Below are 18,666 nucleotides of genomic sequence, written 5' to 3'. Positions count from 1 at the left end.
ATATTCCATGGGGGTAGCAAGATGAACGCAAAACATAAGATGTCGGAGAAAAAGCAAGGGAGGTCTTGCCCATTACTTTTTTTGCATTACTTCTTGCTTTTTCTCCTTTGCGCCTGTGTGACTTCGGGGCGCGTGTTTGCAGGGCGGTTTGCTTCAAGCGTGATTGAGTATTCACCCGGACCTGGCCAGTGGGTGAATAATCCAAAGTTCAACAATCCCCTAAAAACTTTGGGTCCTCCACAGGGAGGAACTGTTTCCGAGCCATGCAATGAGTCGTTGGTAAGCCTTGGTGATGGTGGGCGCATAGTGCTTGCGTTCGACCACCCTGTTTGGGATGATCCTAGGAACCTCCATGGGTTGGACTGCATTGTTTTTGGCAATCCAGTGTGGGTGGGTGGCGACCCAACATATAGGTGGCAAGAACCAGCATTCATTGAGATTAGCATGGATAAAAACGGAAATGGCCTTGCGGATGACGAGTGGTATCTGGTCCTACCAAATAAACTACCTTCTCAGTTAATCGGCTCGCCAGCAGAGAACTGCGATACTGGCTACTCGGCAACCATTCTGAGGAACTATGCGGAGTATACGCCGACCCTTGCACTTCCACCTGGCAAAACACCTGAGGAGTTTTATACCGTGCCCGACCGCAGAAGCATTGAGGGCGACCCGCAGAGCTTGCTGATAGACGATGGTTCGGGCGGTGGAGACGCTTTTGACATTGCTGAAGCTGTTAAGGAGATATCACCCGGTGTGCCTATACAGCCGTTTGAATATGCAAATCTCCCATGTTTCCACTTCATCAGGATTACCGATGCATTGGTGGGTGATAATGCGGGATTCCTAGGAGAAATATCCGCCGAAATTGATGCCGTCTCCTGTGTTTCACCACTCACCGGTACCACCCCCGTCGGTGAGGTGAAAAGGCAGCCCACGGGAACGGTTGTCGCGCTCGCCGGCAAAGTCGTCAGCGCCGTCTTTGCCGGCGAGGTTTATATCCAAGAAGAGGACCGGTCTAGCGGAATATGTGTGCGAACAACAGCCTCTTCGATTTCGGAGGGCGACCGTATCGCTGTCATAGGTACACTCGGTATAGAGAACAACGATTGTTTCATAGATAATGCGCGAATTTATAAGATGTCAGCAGGTTTGCCCCCAAAGCCATTAGGAATGCCCAACTCTAGGGTAGGAAGCAGTGCTGGGCTTAGCAACGCTGGTCTTCTTATTACTACCTGGGGTAGAGTAACTTCCACGGGCGATGGGTACTTTTTCCTCAACGACGGCTCACTGGATGGTCTGGGACTCAAAGTTCGTTGTGCGGGTCTAACATCGCCAGCTGAGGGACAGTATGTAATAGTGACCGGTATTGCTTCTTTTGAACAGGAAGAAGGCAAGGGAATAATTGCTATCGTCAAGGTTCGCAAGCAGGACGATATTTTAGTAATTAGTAGTTAGGAGGTGTATGGGCTAGGTATATTTTCAATTACTACTTTGTTTGAAACAACTCATTTTTTTAATGCAAAAACTGAACAAATTCGCGGAAAGGAGATCACTAATGGTTAGAAAAAGTCTCTTATTAATTATGACAGTTGCTCTATTAAGTTTTGCCGGACTTGCTTATGCGGCATACTTGGATGGGCCTACTGGTTATGCCGTTCAGGACATAGTGTTCCAGATACAGCCTGGCGAATACGTTGCTGGTTTTGATAGGCTGCCGGATGGCAACTTTGTGGCTTTTTCGGGGAATCGTATCGTAAAGGTGACTAGTGATGGAAATGTGAGTACACTTTACACATTCAATTCGCCGGTCTATGGTTCATTTGTCAAAGTAAGAGGGGGAGCTATTTACTTCGGAGAGAGTTCAAATGGTACCATTTGGCAGATGGGTTTGGATGGTAGCAATCCACAGTTGATTGGAACGCTTCAGAATAATTTCGATTTGGAGTTTAATTCCTTAGGCCAAGCTTTCGTTTCGGCCAATCCTGAATGGGCAGGACAAAAGGTGTTTTTATTTGATGGCATGGCCGATGAGATAGTAATTGGATTGAGTGGCTATTCTGGCCCTTTGGCATTCGATGGCTCGGATAATTTGTTATATGCAACTGCTTGGGCTCGTGGTGGCGATTCTATTTTGCGATTCAGTGCTGCAGATGTAGCAAGCGCTATTGGCCCAACCAGTCTAACCCAGGCTGACGGCCAGATCTTGGCAAGCTCTATCAGTTCTCCATATGATATGGAGCTAGACGTCTTGGGTAATATTTTCTTCACTAGCGGCGGCACACTTTACAAGCTGGCGAATGGTTCAGCAGTAGCAACCGGCTTTGCGTCGGTGCATAACCCTTATCATTATCTTACTACTCTGAGGTATTCAGCTCTCGACAACAGTTTGTCAGTGCTGATTGGTGGAGACACAGTGGGGGTTATATCTACTTTGACGCCTGTGCCAGAGCCTGGATCGCTGCTCAGCCTATCGGCTATGCTGACATGTGTAGCGACGGTGTTTAGAAGGCGGCTGTGCAGTGGAATAAAACGCAGACCCTAGAGTAATGTAGAGTTATCTTTCTCTTCAACAATAAGGGCGAAGTGCAACAAGCGGTCGAACTCATTGGCGCCAAAACTTCGCCCTTATTGTTGATATTCTGATAATTATGCGAACTTTAGGTCAGCGGTCCCTGGAAAGAACGTATTCTGCCAATTCTCTGAGGGATGCCAATGCTGGCGAGTCCGGAAGCTCCTTAAGTTTCTCGATAGCGTCGGTCGCGAATTTTTCTGCAACCGAATGGGTTTCCTCTAGTGCGCCTGTATCCTCAGCAACCCGGCGGACAAACTCAATATCTTTCGTAGATGCCGAACCGCTTGCAATTATTTGCCAAATGGAGACGCGTTCCGGTTGAGATGCTCTGAGGGTTGCTAGGATAATTGGCAAAGTTGCCTTTCCTTCGCGAATGTCTCCGCCAATAGGTTTTCCAGTAACCTTTGGGTTACCAATTAAATCCAAAAGGTCATCGGTGATTTGAAATGCAAGACCAAGGTTTCGACCGTATAAACTAAGAGCGGCTTCGGTTTTTGTAGGTGCAGATACACATAGTGCACCAATGCGGCAACACATGGACATAAAGGCAGCGGTTTTATCTTGAATCATTTCCAGATAAGATTCAATTGTAGGGTCCTGGCGCCGTCGAAGCTCTATTTGCCTAATCTCGCCTTCACACATTTTAACGGCTGCCTCTGCAACTGCTCTCAATACTCTGGGACTTGCACTTCGCGTCAGGAGGGAAAATGCCTTGGAAAGCATGTAGTCGCCTGTTAAGACAGAAGCTTTGTTTCCCCAAAGTGAATTTGCCGTCGTGCGCCCGCGCCTTGATTCCGCTTCGTCTATCACATCATCGTGTAATAGGGTGGCCATATGCACCAACTCGGCACTAGCGGCTACATCTACTAGGCGGTCGGAAGCCGATTTACCTGTGCAAGCGCGAGCAGATAGGAGCACAAGAGCTGGCCGAAGGCGTTTCCCGCCTGCCTTAAGGATGTGATTTGAGGCTGCATACGCGGTTTCAATCCGTGATTCAAGTTCGTTTTCAAGGCGGTTCTCGACTTTTCGCAAGTCATCTTCTATTAGGGTAAGAAACTTAAGCCTTGGTGCCAAGCTTTCGGCTCCAGCGGTGCTTGAAATACTCATTTTTTAACTCCAACATGAACGGCTACTATGCCGCCCGTAAGGTCAAACACTTCAATATCTTGCAACCCAACTTTTTTCATTATATCCGAAAGTTCCTCTCTTGAAAGAAACGAATCGATTGACAGATTGAGATATTCATATGCTTCACGGCTGCCGCTCAGCAGGCCACCAATTAGTGGAAGGATTCTATGGGAGTAAAAGTTATACATCCGGGCAAAAAGCTTGCCCTTGGGACGTGAGAATTCAAGGCATACTACACTTCCTCCGGGTGCTACAACGCGAGCCATTTCGGAGAACGCACGCTCAACATTACTAACATTTCGTATGCCAAAGCCAATTGTTGCGGCTTTGTAAACATTTGATGGTAGTGGTAGGTTTTCAGCGTTGCCCTGAATTAAGCTAATATTTTTTATTCCTAATCGGTCGAGCTTGCGGACACATAAATCAAGCATGGGCCGGCAAAAGTCAACTGCAATAACTTTACCTGTTCCAACTGCACGTGCAATTTCTATTGCTAAGTCGCCAGTTCCTGTACAAATATCAACGGCTGTATCGCCATTGGCTAGCTTGGTTTGCCTGAGTGTGAATTTTCGCCATGACTTGTGCAAGTTCAGACTGAGAATTGTGTTTGCTATGTCATATCTTTTGGCAATGCTAGCAAACAAACACTCGATGTATTCTTCTCTTGAACAGGCTTTATTTTTTTCCAATTTTGTTATCTGCTCAATCTGCAGACTCATGTTTACTCCGCAAGCTGTGTGGTAGTCAATGTGGGGAGCTTCGAACCCAATTATCAAAGAAACGGCTACTTACCTAGCATTTTCGTTGAGGCATGAGCTATAAGGATGAAAGGCTGGGGGTATAATAGCACCACCACCGTCATTGTTAAGGTTATCACAAGCACAAATGCCAGTGGCCGAGATATGCGAATTGGCTCGCTGTTTTTGGGCTTCACAAAGAACATTACTCGGGCTACGTTCATGTAATAGTATACCGATATTACGGTGTTTGCAATCGCTATCACAGCCAGCCAGAAAAGGTAGTCGATTCCAGAGTTGATTGCTGCTAGAAAAATATAGAATTTGGCTAAGATACCTGCAGTCGGAGGTATGCCAGCCAAAGCAAGCAGGAAGATTGCAAGAGAGGCTGCGGCAAATGGCGAGCGGCTGATTAGGCCTGAGTAGTCATCTATTTCATCCGATCCAAGTTTTGCTGAAATGATTGTCACAACTGCGAACGCTCCGAGATTCATGAATAAGTAAATAAACACATAGAGAAGCACAGATTGTAGCCCGTATTGCTCGCTGAACGGCATTGAAGCAACGCCGACAAGGATGTATCCCGCCTGCGCAATGCTTGAGTATGCTAGCATTCTTTTTATGTTTAGCTGAGGTATAGCCGTCAAGTTTCCAAGCGTCATGCTTGCGGCGGATAATGCAGCGATAAACGAGGTCCAATGGAACGACCCTGCAGTGATTCCGCTTGAAAGGACCCTGGCCAATACTGCAAATCCTGCAGCCTTAGACCCGACTGATAGGAAAGCTGTTATTGGAGTCGGCGCTCCTTCGTAAGTATCTGGGGCCCATTGATGGAACGGCACGGCTGCTATTTTAAATCCAAATCCAACCATTACTAGCAAGATTGCTAGGAATAGCAGCGGAAGGTAAGTCGAGGGAATCGGTTCTACGGGCGAGATAAGCTTTGCATGCATTTCAAGCAAATTAGTCGTTCCTGTCAAGCCATAAAGGATTGACATGCCGTAAATCATTGCAGCAGCTGCAATTGACCCATACAAGAAAAATTTAAGAGCGGCTTCGTTTGACTTTAAGTCATGCTTCAGGTAACCCGTAAGGATATACGACGTGATGCTTAGGAACTCCAGCGACAGGTATATCATAATCATGTCGGCTGAGGCTGCCATTGTAGTGATGGCTAGCGTTGCGAACACGAGCAATGCATAATATTCTCCTCGGTGGAAGCTCACTTTTCTGAAAAAGTCTACCGACATTAAGATGACTAGAATTGTTGAAACCAAAGCGATTACCTTGAAAAAGATAGCGAAACCATCAACAGCAAAAATTTGCCCAAATTGCCATTTGCCTTGGCCCACGTGCGCCATGAGCCAAATCGAGGAGGCAAGCGCTGCAAGCAGAACAGCGATACTTGCCGTTTCTGGTGACAAGATATCCACCCGTTCGGCGGCCATGCGGTTTCGCATTGCGAGTCCAATTATTAGAACAAGCATCCCGCCAATAGTTAAAATCAACTCAGGAGCTATGTAAGCAAGCTTGAAATCCACTCGTTAACCTCCGGCGCTCCTTGATACTAGTTGCACAATCTGTTGGAGTGAGCCATCAAATGTTCGGATTATCAAGGAAGGGAGAATTCCTACCAAAAGCGAGAGTGCGGCAAGCGGCACGAGGCTTATGATCTCCCTTGCATCGGTATCTGTGATTTCAGCCCATTTGGGGTTTAGTGGACCAAGAAGAACCCTTTGGAGCATCCAAAGCAAATATGCGGCATTGATGACTATGCCAATTACGCCTAAAGCGGAGATGACTGTAAAGATGGGGATTGCCCCTCGAAAAACAAGAAATTCGGATATGAAGCCAGACAGCCCCGGAAGGCCAAGCGATCCAAACGCCATAAAGCTTAAGAGGCCGGCGTAAATTGGAATTTTCGCGCCTAAGCCGCCAAACTGGTCAAGGTCGCGGTTGTGTGTTCGTTCATATATCACACCTACCAAAAGGAATAATGCACCAGTAAGCAGTCCATGGCTAAACATTTGCAAGGTGGCACCGTTCAATGCGATTACCTTATCTGCCATCTTGCTTGCGTTTGTGGCAGCCATCGCCGCTGCTACTCCGAGCATGACAAAGCCCATGTGATTCACCGAGGAATATGCAATGAGCTTTTTCATGTCTTTTTGCGCCATTGCTACTAGTCCGCCGTATATGATGCTAATTAGCGCTAGTATTGCAACCCATGTTGCGTAAGCATGTGACGCTTCAGGTAGCATTGGAAGTAGTATGCGCAAAAAGCCATACCCGCCAAGTTTCAGGAGGATGCCTGCAAGAATCACGCTCCCAGCAGTGGGCGCCTCGACGTGTGCATCCGGAAGCCATGTGTGGAAAGGCCACATTGGCACTTTGATCGCAAAAGCGAGGAAAAACGCCCAAAATGCTAACGATTGTAAGGCAAAATTGCCGGCAAAAGGAAGCTGCTGGATGGCTTCTGGAATGCTGAAAGTGTGTGGGTCGGTGTAGAAATATACGCCGATTATCGCGAGAAGCATTGCAACGCTTCCGACAAGCGTATATAAAAAGAACTTGATAGCTGCATACTCCTTTCTCGGCCCGCCCCATACACCAATGATAAAATACATCGGCACCAGGCTTATCTCCCAGAACAAGTAGAAGAGGAAGAAGTCCAGCGATGTGAATACTCCTATCATTCCCGTTTCGAGGAAAAGGAATAGTAGAAAGTATTCCTTCGGCCGCTCGGTTACTATCCAGGAGTAGACTAGCGAAAGTGTGGTCAAAAGCGCTGTCAGAAATATAAACGGAATGCTGATTCCGTCAACGCCCATGTAGTAGTGGACGTTAAGCACCCGAATCCAAGGAATCTTGACTACATACTGTATTCCTGCCTTAGACGCGTCATAGCCAGCCCAAAGCATGATTGACAGCGCCAGTGGCACCAGGCTGAATAACAGCGAGGTCCATTTAATTGCCCCATGTTTTCCCTTTGGGATGAATAGAACCGCCAGTGCTCCCACCAACGGTACAAAGGTTATTAGCGTCAGTATCCACGAATCCATAAGGCTTCTGCCTCCATGTTATCTATATACAAGTATCCAGGCTCTATGTAGATAAAGCCAAGCCATAACTAGTACCCCTAAAAATGCAACGAGCACGTAATTTTGTAGCACGCCCGTCTGAACAAAGCGCAATGTTCGCCCAGTTACTTTTGGAACTAGTCCAATGATGTTCACAAGGCCATCTATGACCCATTTATCGAACCAGCCGTAGAGTATAGAAAGCCAAACAGTAAGCCAGGCGATTCCGTTGACTATGCCATCGATAATCTTTTGATCGAATATCCCAAGAAGCCTCGAAACTTCTAAGAATGGCACTACTATCAAAGTCCAATAAATCTCATCGATGTAGTACTTGTTTTCCAATAGAACATAAATAGGATGAAGCCGCTTCTTTAAAGCCGCTGGAGATATCACAGGCTTTACATACATCATGGCTCCGAGGCCAATTCCACCGACTGCCGCTAGTGTCGCAATACACGCTACTAGCCAACTGAAAGTTGCTTCGCCTTCACCATAATGGATGAAGTGGTGGAATACGTTTTTCCATGGCCAAGCCACGTATCCGGCGACTATTGAGAGGATGCCGAGCACTACAAGCGGCAGAACCATTACCCTTGGGCTCTCGTGTGCATGGATATCGGGTCTCCTTGGCTTTCCGAGGAATGCAAGGACGACTAAGCGGGTCATGTAGAACGCTGTGAGAAACGCCGCAAGAACGCCGACGACGAAAAGTGGTTTGCTTGCATGAAATACCTCAAGCAATATTTCATCTTTGCTGAAGAATCCTGCTGTCAGTGGTAAGCCTGCAAGTGCCGCTGCACTTATTACGAATGTCCAAAAAGTCACAGGCATCTTTTTCTTCAAGCCGCCCATTTCTTGAATGTTCTGCACACCAGTTGCATGGATAACGCTACCGGCTCCAAGAAATAGGTTTGCTTTAAAGAACGCATGAGTCATGAGATGGAGCAAGCCAGCGGTATATCCGCCCACGCCTAAGCCAAGCATCATATACCCGAGTTGGCTTATTGTCGAGTATGCCAACACGCGCTTCATATCATTTATCACAGTTGCAATCGTTGCTGCCATAAATGCCGTTATTGCGCCAATTACTGCAACAACTGTCAGTGAGACCGATCCTTCTTGGTAGTGAAAAATAGGGTACATTCGCCCGACTAGGTAGACGCCAGCTGCAACCATTGTTGCCGCATGGATTAGGGCGCTGACTGGAGTAGGACCTTCCATTGCATCCGGCAGCCAGACATGAAGCGGGAATTGCGCCGACTTGCCGACAGCTCCCATGAATAGCAGAATCCCTACTAGTGGTAGGAATGAGAATGCCAGCCTTCCGATATTGTAAGTTGCTTCTACCAGCGTGGGTACACGTGCAAATATCTCGCTAAGCTGGACTGTTCCAGTGTATTGGAAAAGCAGCAGCACTCCGAGCAGGAAGCCCAGGTCACCAACGCGGGTCACGATGAATGCCTTTTTTGCCGCTCGCATCGCCTCTGGTTTCTCAAACCAAAAACCAATAAGCAAGTACGATGTTAGCCCAACTAGTTCCCATGAGACAAATAGGAGAATGAGGTTGTCGGCGGTTACAAGCCCAAGCATTGCGGCACTGAACAGAGAAAGGTAGGCAAAGAACCTAGGATATCTGGGATCACCATGCATGTAGCCGACCGAATATATTTGTACCAGCATTGCCACGATGGTGACTACTAGAAGCATCATCACCGTTAGCTGATCCACCATAAATCCCATGTGGATAGTGACTCCGCCGACGGTTAGCCATTCTACACTTCGGGCAAATGGTTCGAACTCGTGCCCTCCCACAAAATAGCGGGCTATCGTAATTCTGCTAACTAGGACAGCTAGAATGAATGACAATACAATTGCTGTTATGGCGACATATGCGCCTTGCCCGGGCCCTCTCCTGCCGGTTAGCAAGACCAAACAGAATGCCGCCAGGGGCAAAATGGGTATCAGCCATGTCAATCCAAGTATTGTATCGTAAATGTGATTCATCACCACTTCATCTCATGAATCTTGTCTACATTAATGTGCAATCTACTGCGGTATACGGCGATAATAATTGCCAAACCAACTGCAGCCTCAGCTGCTGCAATCGTCATAACAAAAACTGCGAATATGTGACCGGTCAATACTGCTGGCTTGTGAAAGCTGCCAAATGCGACAAGGTTGATATTCGCCGCATTTAGCATCAACTCAATTCCCATTAGGATACCGATTGCATTTCTCCGACTCATTACGCCGAAAACTCCTATGCAAAAGAGAATTGCGGAGAGTGCAAGATACCATTCAAGCGGGATCATCTTTCTCCTCCTTGGCAAGGACTATTGCTCCAACCATGGCAACCAGCAGTATAACTGATGCCAATTCGAACGGGAGAACGTATTTCGTTAGCAACTGCGTGCCAATCACGGCGGCTGTTGGTTTTGTGTAGGCTGCTTTCATACCCCACGGGTGCTTCACGAATACTTGGAACATGAAAGTAAGTAGCCCCACGCTGACCGGTATCGCTAGCACCCATTGTCCTGATGTCTGAGTTACATCAGCAGACATTACGCGGTGCGTTAGCATCAGTGCGAACATCATTAGAACAATAATTGCTCCTATGTAAATTAACACCTGCACAGCCGCGAGAAAATCGGCAGCAAGCAGGAGAAATACTCCAGCAACTCCAAGAAACGTAACCACCAGAAAGAGAAGTGAGTGGAATATGTTGCGTAGTGTGACGACAAGCATGGCTGAAAAGACTACGGTTGCGGCAATAATCAAAAAGGCTAGTTGCGATAAAGTTGGCAATTCAGGTAATGATATTGTCACCTATTCGCCCTCCTTTGCCAAGGTCGATACCTTCTCTTTCTTTTGTGGTTCGTCTTTCGTTTCTTGGACCCCACCAATCTCATTCAATCTTTTGCGGTCGTAAATTAATGAATCGCGAGAGAAATCTGCTAGCTCATACTCACGGCTCATTTTGATTGCGCTTACTGGACATACTTCCTCACATAAGCCGCAGAACATACAAAGGCCGATGTTGATAACGAATTTGTCGACTATGCGCTTCTTGTCTTCACCCATATGGGACTCCACGGTGATTGTTTGTGTGGGACAAATTCGCGCGCATGCTCCACAGCCAATACAGCGGTCAATTCCAGTTTCAGGATCTACTGGCAGACATGGGGCGCCTCTGTATCCTTCGGGCAACTCTAATCTTTGCTCAGGATACTGAACTGTTACTTTTTTGCGGAAGAGGTTCCTGATGGTAACAATGTGACCCTTTGCGATACTGTAGAGCGTATACCAGGCTTCTTTCAAGTGTGAGTTTATAATTTTAAGACTTTGCATATTAATTTTATTGCGCAACAACGCTTTAGGTCTTTTGTATTAAGCAAGTATCAGCACGCCAGTCCAAGCAATATTAAGTAGAGCAAGTGGAATGAGCACCTTCCAACCAAAGCTCATGAGTTGGTCCACCCTTACTCTTGGGAGAGTAGACCTTATCCACATGAGCACGAAAACCAACGATAGCGATTTCACAAAGAACCACACCACGGATGGGATAAACGACAGTGCTGGGTGAATTGGTAGCCATCCGCCTAGGAAAAGCGTAGTCGCAATTGCTGATATTGAGAACATTCCAGCGAACTCTGCTAGGAAGAATAGTGCGAATTTCATTCCGCTATATTCAGTGTTATAGCCTGCAACAAGCTCTGATTCTGCCTCCATGATGTCGAATGGTGTTAGATTGGTTTCCGCAAGTGCGGCGGCTAGGTAAATTAGAAACCCTAAAATTTGACTTGCGATGAACCATTTGGGTATGATGCCAAACCATGTGCCAGATTGGGCTATGACAATGCCTTGCGTGCTTAATGTACCAGCCAACATTACCGGCGGAATCATTGCAAGAACTAATGGTATCTCGTAGCTTATAATTTGAGCCGCCGCTCGGAACGCGCCCAAAAGCGACCACTTGTTATTTGACGCCCAGCCTGCTGTAATAATGCCGACGATTGGTATGGACATCACTGCGACCAAGTAAAGCACTCCAATGTTCAGGTCTTGAAGAACCCACCCGTTGTCGCCAAACGGGATTACCAGGTAAACAAGGTACGCAGGGACAAAGACTATAATGGGCGCGATGATAAAGGGCCATTTGTCGGCGCATGCTGGGATGGTGTCTTCCTTGGTTAGGAGTTTTATCGCATCTGCTATTGTCTGTGCTAATCCTTCGGGTCCAACACGGTTTGGCCCAATCCTTGCCTGAATCCACCCCATGATTTTCCTAAGGCCATAAACCAAGTACAGGACTATAAATAGTATGAAGAAAAGCACGATTATGGCGCTTACAAACATAACCGCCGGCTGAACATAGTCCAGCGGAATGTGTAGTAGCTTGAAAACCCATTTTATTATCTCTGTCAATGTCAACACGTTTACCTCCATCGTGGAGGGAGCTATTCATTTAGTATTTGCCATTTTAAGAATTTGCTTGGCGGGCGATGTCTAGCAAATGCCAACATTATATTCCAATATATTTGCAACAGTCAATATTGCTTCCCTTTTCCTCTTCAATTGATATTTTATTTGAAGATTGTTAACAGAGGTTTAACCTCGCAATCTTACTACGGGAAGAGGGAAATTACCCTACACTATTACAATTCTTCCAAATCTTAACTTCCCGACGCGGAGCACTTGGCCTGTTTGGATAGATATTTCGGCGTTTGGATCATCAACGCGCTTGCCATCAAGGGTGACAGCCCCCTGCTGAATGAGCCGTCTTGCTTCGCTGTTTGAAGGCGCGAATCCTGCCTGTACAATAAGCCTCGGTATCCAAATTTTTCCGTCTTTTAATATCGACGCCGGTACGTTAATTGGTTCGATCTCAGATGGGAGCTCGCGCTCGCTAAATACGCGCTCAAACTCTGCTTGAGCCGCCGCCGCTGCTTCTGCTCCATGATAAATTGTCACTATCTCGCGTGCTAATCGCTTCTTGACTTCCATCGGGTGAAGCTTTCCGCTTGCAAGGCCGGCTTCGATTTCTTTTATTTCCGACATTTGCACGTCTGTCAATAGTTCAAAATATTGAATCATTAAATTATCAGGAATTGACATTATCTTTCCGAACATGTCATTTGGCGGTTCGGAGACTCCAATATAATTGCCAAGTGACTTGCTCATTTTCTGGACGCCGTCCAAACCTACCAGAATGGGCATAAATATAGCGACTTCGGGTTCCTGTCCAAATTGGCGTTGGAAATCGCGAGCTGTTAGTATATTAAACTTTTGGTCTAGACCGCCAAGTTCGACATCCGATTCCAAAGCTACCGAATCATATGCTTGGCATACCGGATACAATATCTCATGCATGCCTATTGGCTCTCCGGCAGCCAATCGCGATTGGAAGTCATCCCTTTCTAAAATACGTGCTACTGTAATTTTGGATGTAATATAGATTACATCCGCAAAAGTAAGAGGACTGAGCCATTCGCTGTTAAATCGAACTTTTGTCTTCTCTCGGTCAAGTACTAGGCAGTACTGGTCCTCATAGGTCTTCGCATTGGCGGCAATCTCTTCGGGAGTAAGCATTGGGCGGGTTGCCGAGCGGCCAGATGGGTCGCCAATGCTTGCAGTGAAGTCGCCAATGATTATCACCACTTCATGGCCCAGCTCTTGGAATTGCCGCATCTTGCGCAGAACAACTGTGTGTCCAAGGTGAATATCTGGCGCTGTTGGGTCGAGGCCGAGCTTGAGCTTGAGGGGTTTGCCTGTCTTTTGGGCTTTCTCAAGCTTTGCGCGAAGTTCGTCCTCGGGAACAATTTCGAGCGTCCCGCGCCGAATGATCTCCATTTGCTCGTCTATTGGAAGTTTGGAAATCAATTTTTGCAAATCCTCAAAAGTTAGTAAGTAATGAAAAAAGCCGGCGAAATGGTATCACACCAGAGAGTGAATGTCAACCTCGGATACATAATGGGAGGATGAACGAGCATTTATGCTGAACAAGTTATTAGGCGTGCGGCTATATTAGGGAAATTCTGGCCGCCGATGGGAGATAAGAATCATGCAAACGGTCAGAAGACTGATTGCCTTTGCTATCAAATATTGGCATTGGATACTTCTGGCAACAATTTGCCTATTTGCTGTGACTGGCTTCGACCTGCTAAACCCGCAATTTATTAGATTGATAATCGACGAAGGCTTAAAGAGTGGTAAGTATTACTTGATACCATATCTATCCCTTGGAATAGTAGGGATTGCGATTATCCGTGGGTTTTTCTGGTTTGGCCAGCAATATCTTACAGAGTACATTGCGCATCGAACTATATATGATATTCGCAACCGCTTATTTGACCACATCCAGCGGCTGTCATTTAGCTATCATGATGAAGCTGAAACTGGCCAGCTGATTTCCAGGGCAACTTCAGATGTGGACATGCTTAGGCGATTTCTCGGCCACGGCTTAATGCACTTGCTTAGCGATGGGTTGGTTTTCATCGGGGTGCTTTTTATGTGTATTTATATGAACTGGAAGCTTGCCCTGATTGCCCTTTCCACAACGCCGTTCTTAATCTCAGCCGTTTTTAGATATGGTGGACGTATCCGTCCTCTTTTCACCGCAATACAAAACCAAAGAGGCGACATGACCACAGCAATTCAGCAGAATTTGCTTGGTATCCGCGTTGTAAAGACATTTGCTCGCGAAGACCATGAAATCGCCAAGTTCGACAAACAATCTTATGCATTACTTGAGCGGAACTTGGAGGCTGCCCAGGTGTCTGCAGTTTATATGCCGATGATGGATTTCCTTGCTGCAATGGGGACAACCTTGGTTCTTTTGTATGGTGGCTCCCAAGTAATTAGTGGGACGTTGAAGCTTGGTGAACTTGTGGCGTTTAACGCATACCTTGTGCGCCTAATTTCGTCTGTGCGCATGACTGGATGGATTGTGAATATGGCGCAAAATGCTGTCGCCGCTGCGGATAGGATTTTTGAGATACTGGATACACATCCGGAAACCCATTTAAAAGATGGAACGAAGGAGCTCAAAAACTGTCGTGGGCATGTCGAATTCAGAAATGTCTCTTTTAGCTACAGCGATGGTAGCCGCGTGCTGAGCAACATCAATTTAGAAGTGAAGCCAGGAGAAATGGTTGCCCTTGTTGGACCAACAGGCTCGGGGAAGAGTACAATCATTAATCTTTTGCCAAGGTTTTATGACGTGACAGAGGGTGCAATTCTTATAGATGGGGTAGATATTCGAGAATACAAGCTGGAATCGCTCAGGCGAAATATTGGAATTGTTGCTCAGGAAACGTTCCTTTTCGGCGATTCTGCACGGGAAAACATCGCTTATGGGAAACCCGATGCTTCGCTGGAGGAAGTGATTGAGGCGGCTAAGGCCGCGAACATCCATGATTTCATAGATTCTTTGCCTGATGGCTATGATACACAAATAGGCGAGCGTGGGGTAAACCTTTCGGGCGGTCAGAAGCAGAGGGTAGCAATCGCTCGTGCACTTCTTATGAATCCGCCCATACTTATCTTAGATGACTCAACTTCAAGTGTGGATACCGAGACGGAAATGCTCATTCAAAAGGCGCTTGTATCGCTGACTGAATCACGCACTACCTTTGTCATTGCCCAGCGCATATCTACGGTCAAGAGAGCAGATAAAATTGTTGTGCTTGATAAAGGCAGAATCGTCGAGGTAGGCACTCACGAGGAGCTTCTAGCTAAAGGCGGCCTTTACGCTGAGATTTACAACCTCCAATTCCGCGCCCAGGAGGAACAGTATGCCTAAGCCATACTACGACGATGAAGTATTGGGAAAAGCTTTCGATCCCAAGTTGACAAGGAAAATGCTTGTATTTCTGAGGCCATACAAGAGTCAACTTGTAATTGCAACATTGACAGTTCTGATGACCTCTGGCTTGGGACTAATAATACCTAAATTATGGAAAGCGGCAATAGACGAAGGCATATCCGCGAAGAATTTGCGTGTGCTTGAAATTGTTGCAATTCTTTACGTTGTTACATATCTTGCCAGGTGGTTGGCAAGTTATTGGCAGACGTTATCTGTATCGCGGCTTGGCCAAAGCGTCCTTCATGATATCCGACATCGTCTCTTTTCTCATATTCAGAACATGTCCTTAAGCTTCTTCGACCGGCGCGAGGTTGGTAGATTGATTGCTAGGCTCACAAGCGATGTGGAAGCAGTAAATGAGTTGTTAACTTCGGGAACTTTATCCATAATTGCGGACGTTGGAATGCTTATAGGAATTATAGTAATCCTGGTGCGGGAAAATCTTCAACTTTCATTGATGACGTTCAGCCTTGTGCCATTTATGTGGATAGTAACCTCGGTATTTCGCACAAAAGCTAGAATTGCTTATAGGGATGTTCGCCAGAAGGTTGCAACCGTTACGGCTACTGTTGCTGAAAATGTATCGGGCGTTCGCGTGGTCAAATCGTTTTCGCGAGAGAAAGAAAACTTGCGCCGTTTCAAGCAGGTGAATCTGGAGAATCGGCGAGCGTTTATGAACGCAGCTCGTGTGCACGCAACCTTTGTGCCTATAATATCTGTGCTCAGTATGGTAGCAGTCTGTATGGTTTATTGGTATGGCGGACTTAGGGTTGCAGCAGGGGTACTCACCATAGGTATATTGGTGGAGTTCGTGCAATATATGAATCAGTTCTTTCAACCTATTCGAGACCTAAGCAACCTCTATCACACTATGCAGTCGGCAATGGCTGGTGCTGAGCGAATATTTGAAATATTGGAAACTCAACCAGATGTTTGTGACAAACCAAACTGCATTGAGATGCCGCCGATTCGCGGGGATGTTGAGTTCCGACATGTAAACTTTGCATACGACAAGACGCTAGTTCTTAAAGATGTGAGTTTCCATGTCAAAGCTGGGCAGACGGTAGCCTTTGTAGGTCCAACTGGTGCTGGAAAGACAACGATAATCAATCTCTTGAGCAGGCAGTATGATGTAACAGATGGGGCAATTTTGATAGATGGCATTGATATACGCACTGTTTCAATGCGTTCGTTGCGGAAACAAATGGGTGTGGTCCTCCAAGATCCATTTCTCTTTCCTGGAAGCATTAAAGAGAATATACGCTATGGTCGTTTGGACGCGACCGATCAAGAAGTCGAGGCAGCGGCAAAAACTGTTGGTGCGCATGATTTCATTATTGAGATGCCGAGGGGTTACGATACCGATGTTCGTGAGGGCGGCTCAAAGCTTTCGGCTGGACAAAAGCAGCTTATTTCATTTGCACGTGCGCTCCTTGCCGACCCTAGGATTTTAATACTTGATGAGGCCACCTCTAGCGTCGATACCCAAACCGAGATGCTTATCCAGCAAGCGCTGAGACAGCTGTTGAAAGGCAGAACTTCTTTTGTTATTGCGCACAGGCTATCAACCATCATCGAGGCCGATATGATCATGGTGATTGAGGATGGCCGTGTGCAGGAAGTCGGCACGCATGAAGAACTCCTCTCATTAGGTGGTCTCTACAAACGCCTTTATGATATGCAATTCGAGGAGATTGTTGCTGAGGAAGAAATCAAATCCTAAAAGTTAGTTTTAGAAATTAAAAGCCTCTAAGAAACTAGCCTAATTTTCTACAGATGTTCGGATAATAAGCATTTTCCATAAAAATTATTCTATTACAAAGCTTCAAGTCCGTTTTAAAGAAGGAACACCATTGGAATTCGGTGAAAATCCCCTTGGTTGTAGAGCCTGATTATGGCGCTGAACAACACCTTTAAATGATATATTTTCAGGGCAAAATTTTCAGATTATGAATTTCTGAATCCATGCCCTTCAAGTTTTAAGGACGAGGAATGAGGTATCGAATATGGATTACTTCTTCACGGAAGAACAGCAAATGATGCGCGAAGTTGCGCGTGAAATTGCAGAGAAGCGCATACGTCCCGTTGCCGCCGAATTTGATGAGACTGGGGAGTTCCCTTGGGAAATAACCAAGGCAATCGCCGATGCGGACCTTTTCCGCGTTTTTATTCCCGAGGAATACGAGGGCATGGACCTAGGCATGCCTATCACAAACATGTGCATAGTAACCGAGGAGCTTTCCAAAGCTTGCGGCGGCATATCCCTAGGGTTTGCGGCAACTGGTCTAGGAACTATGCCTATACTTATTGCCGGAAACGAGGAGCAGAAGGCGAAGTATCTCCCTAGGATTGCTTCGGGTACGCTGGCTGCTTTTGCACTAACTGAGGCAAATGCAGGTTCGGATGCAAGTGCTGTTGCGACAAAGGCAGTTCTTGATGGTGACCATTACATCCTCAATGGCACAAAGCAGTGGATTACCAATGGTGGTGAAGCCGAAATATACACCGTTTTTTGCGTTACCGATCCCACCAGAGGCCCACGTGGAATTTCCGCAATCATCGTAGAAAAAGGCACGCCGGGCTTTTCCTTCGGAAAGAAAGAGAACAAGATGGGCATACGGGCATCCGCTACCCGCGAGTTGATTTTTCAAGACTGCCGGGTGCCGAAGGAGAATCTTCTTGGTAAGGAAGGCATGGGTTTCTTCATCGCAATGAAGACATTCGACGTATCACGCCCCGGCGTCGCCGCCCAAGCGCTTGGAATTGCTCAGGGGGCGCTGGACCTAGCAGTGAAATACTCTCGTGAGCGACATCAGTTTGGCCAACCGATTTGTGCTTTCCAAGGGTTGCGGTGGATGATGGCGGATATGGCAATGAAGATTGAAGCAGCAAGGGCACTTATCTATGCGACCGCCAGGTGGATTGACCAAGCGAAGCCCAAGAAAGCTGCAATGTATTCTGCCATGGCTAAGTGCTTTGCATCTGACGTGGCGATGGAGGTCACAACTAATGCCCTCCAAATTTTCGGCGGATATGGGTATATGAAGGAATATCCAATTGAAAAATACATGCGCGACGCAAAAATAACCCAGATATACGAGGGGACCAATCAAATACAGCGCGAGGAAATTTCTAAGGGCTTAATCGCAGCAGCAGCAAGCGGTGATTAATAATTAATTCAGCCTGAGCTAACTGCCGGACAAAATGAAACAGCGGAGGAAAGAGACAACCTAGGTTCTCTTTCCTCTTTGCGCTTTTCTTCTAAGCGCCAAGGAATTAGCT

General features: G+C 46.7%; 15 protein-coding genes. 5 read left to right on the top strand and 10 right to left on the bottom strand.

Annotated features, from left to right (window positions below):
- The first annotated feature begins 21 nt into the window (after positions 1–21).
- A complete protein-coding gene (locus K6T99_04755) occupies positions 22–1,455 on the top strand; it encodes a hypothetical protein (protein ID MCL6519118.1) in 1,434 nt (477 codons plus the stop codon).
- 100 nt (positions 1,456–1,555) lie between these two features.
- Entirely contained in the window at positions 1,556–2,542 is a 987-nt protein-coding gene (locus K6T99_04750) for a PEP-CTERM sorting domain-containing protein (protein MCL6519117.1), read from the top strand.
- Positions 2,543–2,662: 120 nt separating this feature from the next.
- Here the strand turns inward: K6T99_04750 and K6T99_04745 are convergent, their stop codons facing one another.
- The 10 genes from K6T99_04745 to tyrS all read right to left on the bottom strand — a co-directional run bounded on the left by K6T99_04745 (position 2,663) and on the right by tyrS (position 13,370).
- Complete coding sequence (locus tag K6T99_04745; GenBank protein MCL6519116.1) at positions 2,663–3,679, bottom strand: polyprenyl synthetase family protein; 1,017 nt, start codon at positions 3,677–3,679, stop codon at positions 2,663–2,665.
- On the bottom strand, positions 3,676–4,419 hold the full coding sequence (ubiE, locus tag K6T99_04740) for a bifunctional demethylmenaquinone methyltransferase/2-methoxy-6-polyprenyl-1,4-benzoquinol methylase UbiE (GenBank protein ID MCL6519115.1): 744 nt from the start codon (positions 4,417–4,419) through the stop codon (positions 3,676–3,678). The genes K6T99_04745 and ubiE overlap by 4 nt, the downstream gene beginning before the upstream one ends.
- A gap of 65 nt (positions 4,420–4,484) precedes the next feature.
- A complete protein-coding gene (locus K6T99_04735) occupies positions 4,485–5,978 on the bottom strand; it encodes an NADH-quinone oxidoreductase subunit N (GenBank protein ID MCL6519114.1) in 1,494 nt (497 codons plus the stop codon).
- A gap of 3 nt (positions 5,979–5,981) precedes the next feature.
- A complete protein-coding gene (locus tag K6T99_04730) occupies positions 5,982–7,499 on the bottom strand; it encodes an NADH-quinone oxidoreductase subunit M (GenBank protein ID MCL6519113.1) in 1,518 nt (505 codons plus the stop codon).
- A gap of 18 nt (positions 7,500–7,517) precedes the next feature.
- On the bottom strand, positions 7,518–9,524 hold the full coding sequence (nuoL, locus tag K6T99_04725; protein MCL6519112.1) for an NADH-quinone oxidoreductase subunit L: 2,007 nt from the start codon (positions 9,522–9,524) through the stop codon (positions 7,518–7,520).
- The gene (gene nuoK / locus K6T99_04720; GenBank protein MCL6519111.1) at positions 9,524–9,829 is read right to left on the bottom strand and encodes an NADH-quinone oxidoreductase subunit NuoK; all 306 of its coding nucleotides are present in this window, start codon (positions 9,827–9,829) and stop codon (positions 9,524–9,526) included. The genes nuoL and nuoK overlap by 1 nt, the downstream gene beginning before the upstream one ends.
- The gene (locus tag K6T99_04715) at positions 9,819–10,346 is read right to left on the bottom strand and encodes an NADH-quinone oxidoreductase subunit J (protein ID MCL6519110.1); all 528 of its coding nucleotides are present in this window, start codon (positions 10,344–10,346) and stop codon (positions 9,819–9,821) included. The genes nuoK and K6T99_04715 overlap by 11 nt, the downstream gene beginning before the upstream one ends.
- Positions 10,347–10,868 carry an NADH-quinone oxidoreductase subunit I gene (locus K6T99_04710; GenBank protein MCL6519109.1) on the bottom strand — a complete coding sequence of 174 codons (522 nt, stop codon included), beginning with the start codon at positions 10,866–10,868 and terminating at the stop codon, positions 10,347–10,349.
- A gap of 39 nt (positions 10,869–10,907) precedes the next feature.
- Positions 10,908–11,876 (bottom strand): NADH-quinone oxidoreductase subunit NuoH, encoded by a 969-nt coding sequence (gene nuoH, locus K6T99_04705; protein ID MCL6519108.1) that lies wholly within the window; start codon positions 11,874–11,876, stop codon positions 10,908–10,910.
- 291 nt (positions 11,877–12,167) lie between these two features.
- Complete coding sequence (gene tyrS / locus K6T99_04700; protein MCL6519107.1) at positions 12,168–13,370, bottom strand: tyrosine--tRNA ligase; 1,203 nt, start codon at positions 13,368–13,370, stop codon at positions 12,168–12,170.
- 211 nt (positions 13,371–13,581) lie between these two features.
- On the opposite strand from tyrS, the gene K6T99_04695 reads away from it, so the two are divergent.
- The 3 genes from K6T99_04695 to K6T99_04685 all read left to right on the top strand — a co-directional run bounded on the left by K6T99_04695 (position 13,582) and on the right by K6T99_04685 (position 18,554).
- On the top strand, positions 13,582–15,321 hold the full coding sequence (locus tag K6T99_04695; protein MCL6519106.1) for an ABC transporter ATP-binding protein/permease: 1,740 nt from the start codon (positions 13,582–13,584) through the stop codon (positions 15,319–15,321).
- Positions 15,314–17,107 (top strand): ABC transporter ATP-binding protein/permease, encoded by a 1,794-nt coding sequence (locus K6T99_04690; protein MCL6519105.1) that lies wholly within the window; start codon positions 15,314–15,316, stop codon positions 17,105–17,107. Before K6T99_04695 ends, K6T99_04690 begins: the two co-directional genes overlap by 8 nt.
- Before the next feature lie 283 nt (positions 17,108–17,390).
- Positions 17,391–18,554 carry an acyl-CoA dehydrogenase family protein gene (locus tag K6T99_04685; protein MCL6519104.1) on the top strand — a complete coding sequence of 388 codons (1,164 nt, stop codon included), beginning with the start codon at positions 17,391–17,393 and terminating at the stop codon, positions 18,552–18,554.
- Positions 18,555–18,666 lie beyond the last annotated feature (112 nt).

This window comes from Armatimonadota bacterium (assembly GCA_023511795.1).
In the GTDB taxonomy this organism is placed as follows: domain Bacteria; phylum Armatimonadota; class UBA5829; order DTJY01; family DTJY01; genus JAIMAU01.
Note: the sequence above shows the minus strand (reverse complement) of the source record. Positions and strands in the feature narration are given on the sequence as shown.

Coding starts and splice junctions, on each gene's coding strand:
- K6T99_04695 (MCL6519106.1), top strand. CDS start 13,582: ATGCAAACGGTCAGAAGACTGATTGCCTTTGCTATCAAATATTGGCAT.
- nuoL (MCL6519112.1), bottom strand. CDS start 9,524: ATGAATCACATTTACGATACAATACTTGGATTGACATGGCTGATACCC.
- K6T99_04690 (MCL6519105.1), top strand. CDS start 15,314: ATGCCTAAGCCATACTACGACGATGAAGTATTGGGAAAAGCTTTCGAT.
- K6T99_04685 (MCL6519104.1), top strand. CDS start 17,391: ATGGATTACTTCTTCACGGAAGAACAGCAAATGATGCGCGAAGTTGCG.
- tyrS (MCL6519107.1), bottom strand. CDS start 13,370: ATGGAGATCATTCGGCGCGGGACGCTCGAAATTGTTCCCGAGGACGAA.
- K6T99_04730 (MCL6519113.1), bottom strand. CDS start 7,499: ATGGATTCGTGGATACTGACGCTAATAACCTTTGTACCGTTGGTGGGA.
- nuoH (MCL6519108.1), bottom strand. CDS start 11,876: ATGTTTGTAAGCGCCATAATCGTGCTTTTCTTCATACTATTTATAGTC.
- ubiE (MCL6519115.1), bottom strand. CDS start 4,419: ATGAGTCTGCAGATTGAGCAGATAACAAAATTGGAAAAAAATAAAGCC.
- K6T99_04745 (MCL6519116.1), bottom strand. CDS start 3,679: ATGAGTATTTCAAGCACCGCTGGAGCCGAAAGCTTGGCACCAAGGCTT.
- K6T99_04710 (MCL6519109.1), bottom strand. CDS start 10,868: ATGCAAAGTCTTAAAATTATAAACTCACACTTGAAAGAAGCCTGGTAT.
- K6T99_04750 (MCL6519117.1), top strand. CDS start 1,556: ATGGTTAGAAAAAGTCTCTTATTAATTATGACAGTTGCTCTATTAAGT.
- K6T99_04755 (MCL6519118.1), top strand. CDS start 22: ATGAACGCAAAACATAAGATGTCGGAGAAAAAGCAAGGGAGGTCTTGC.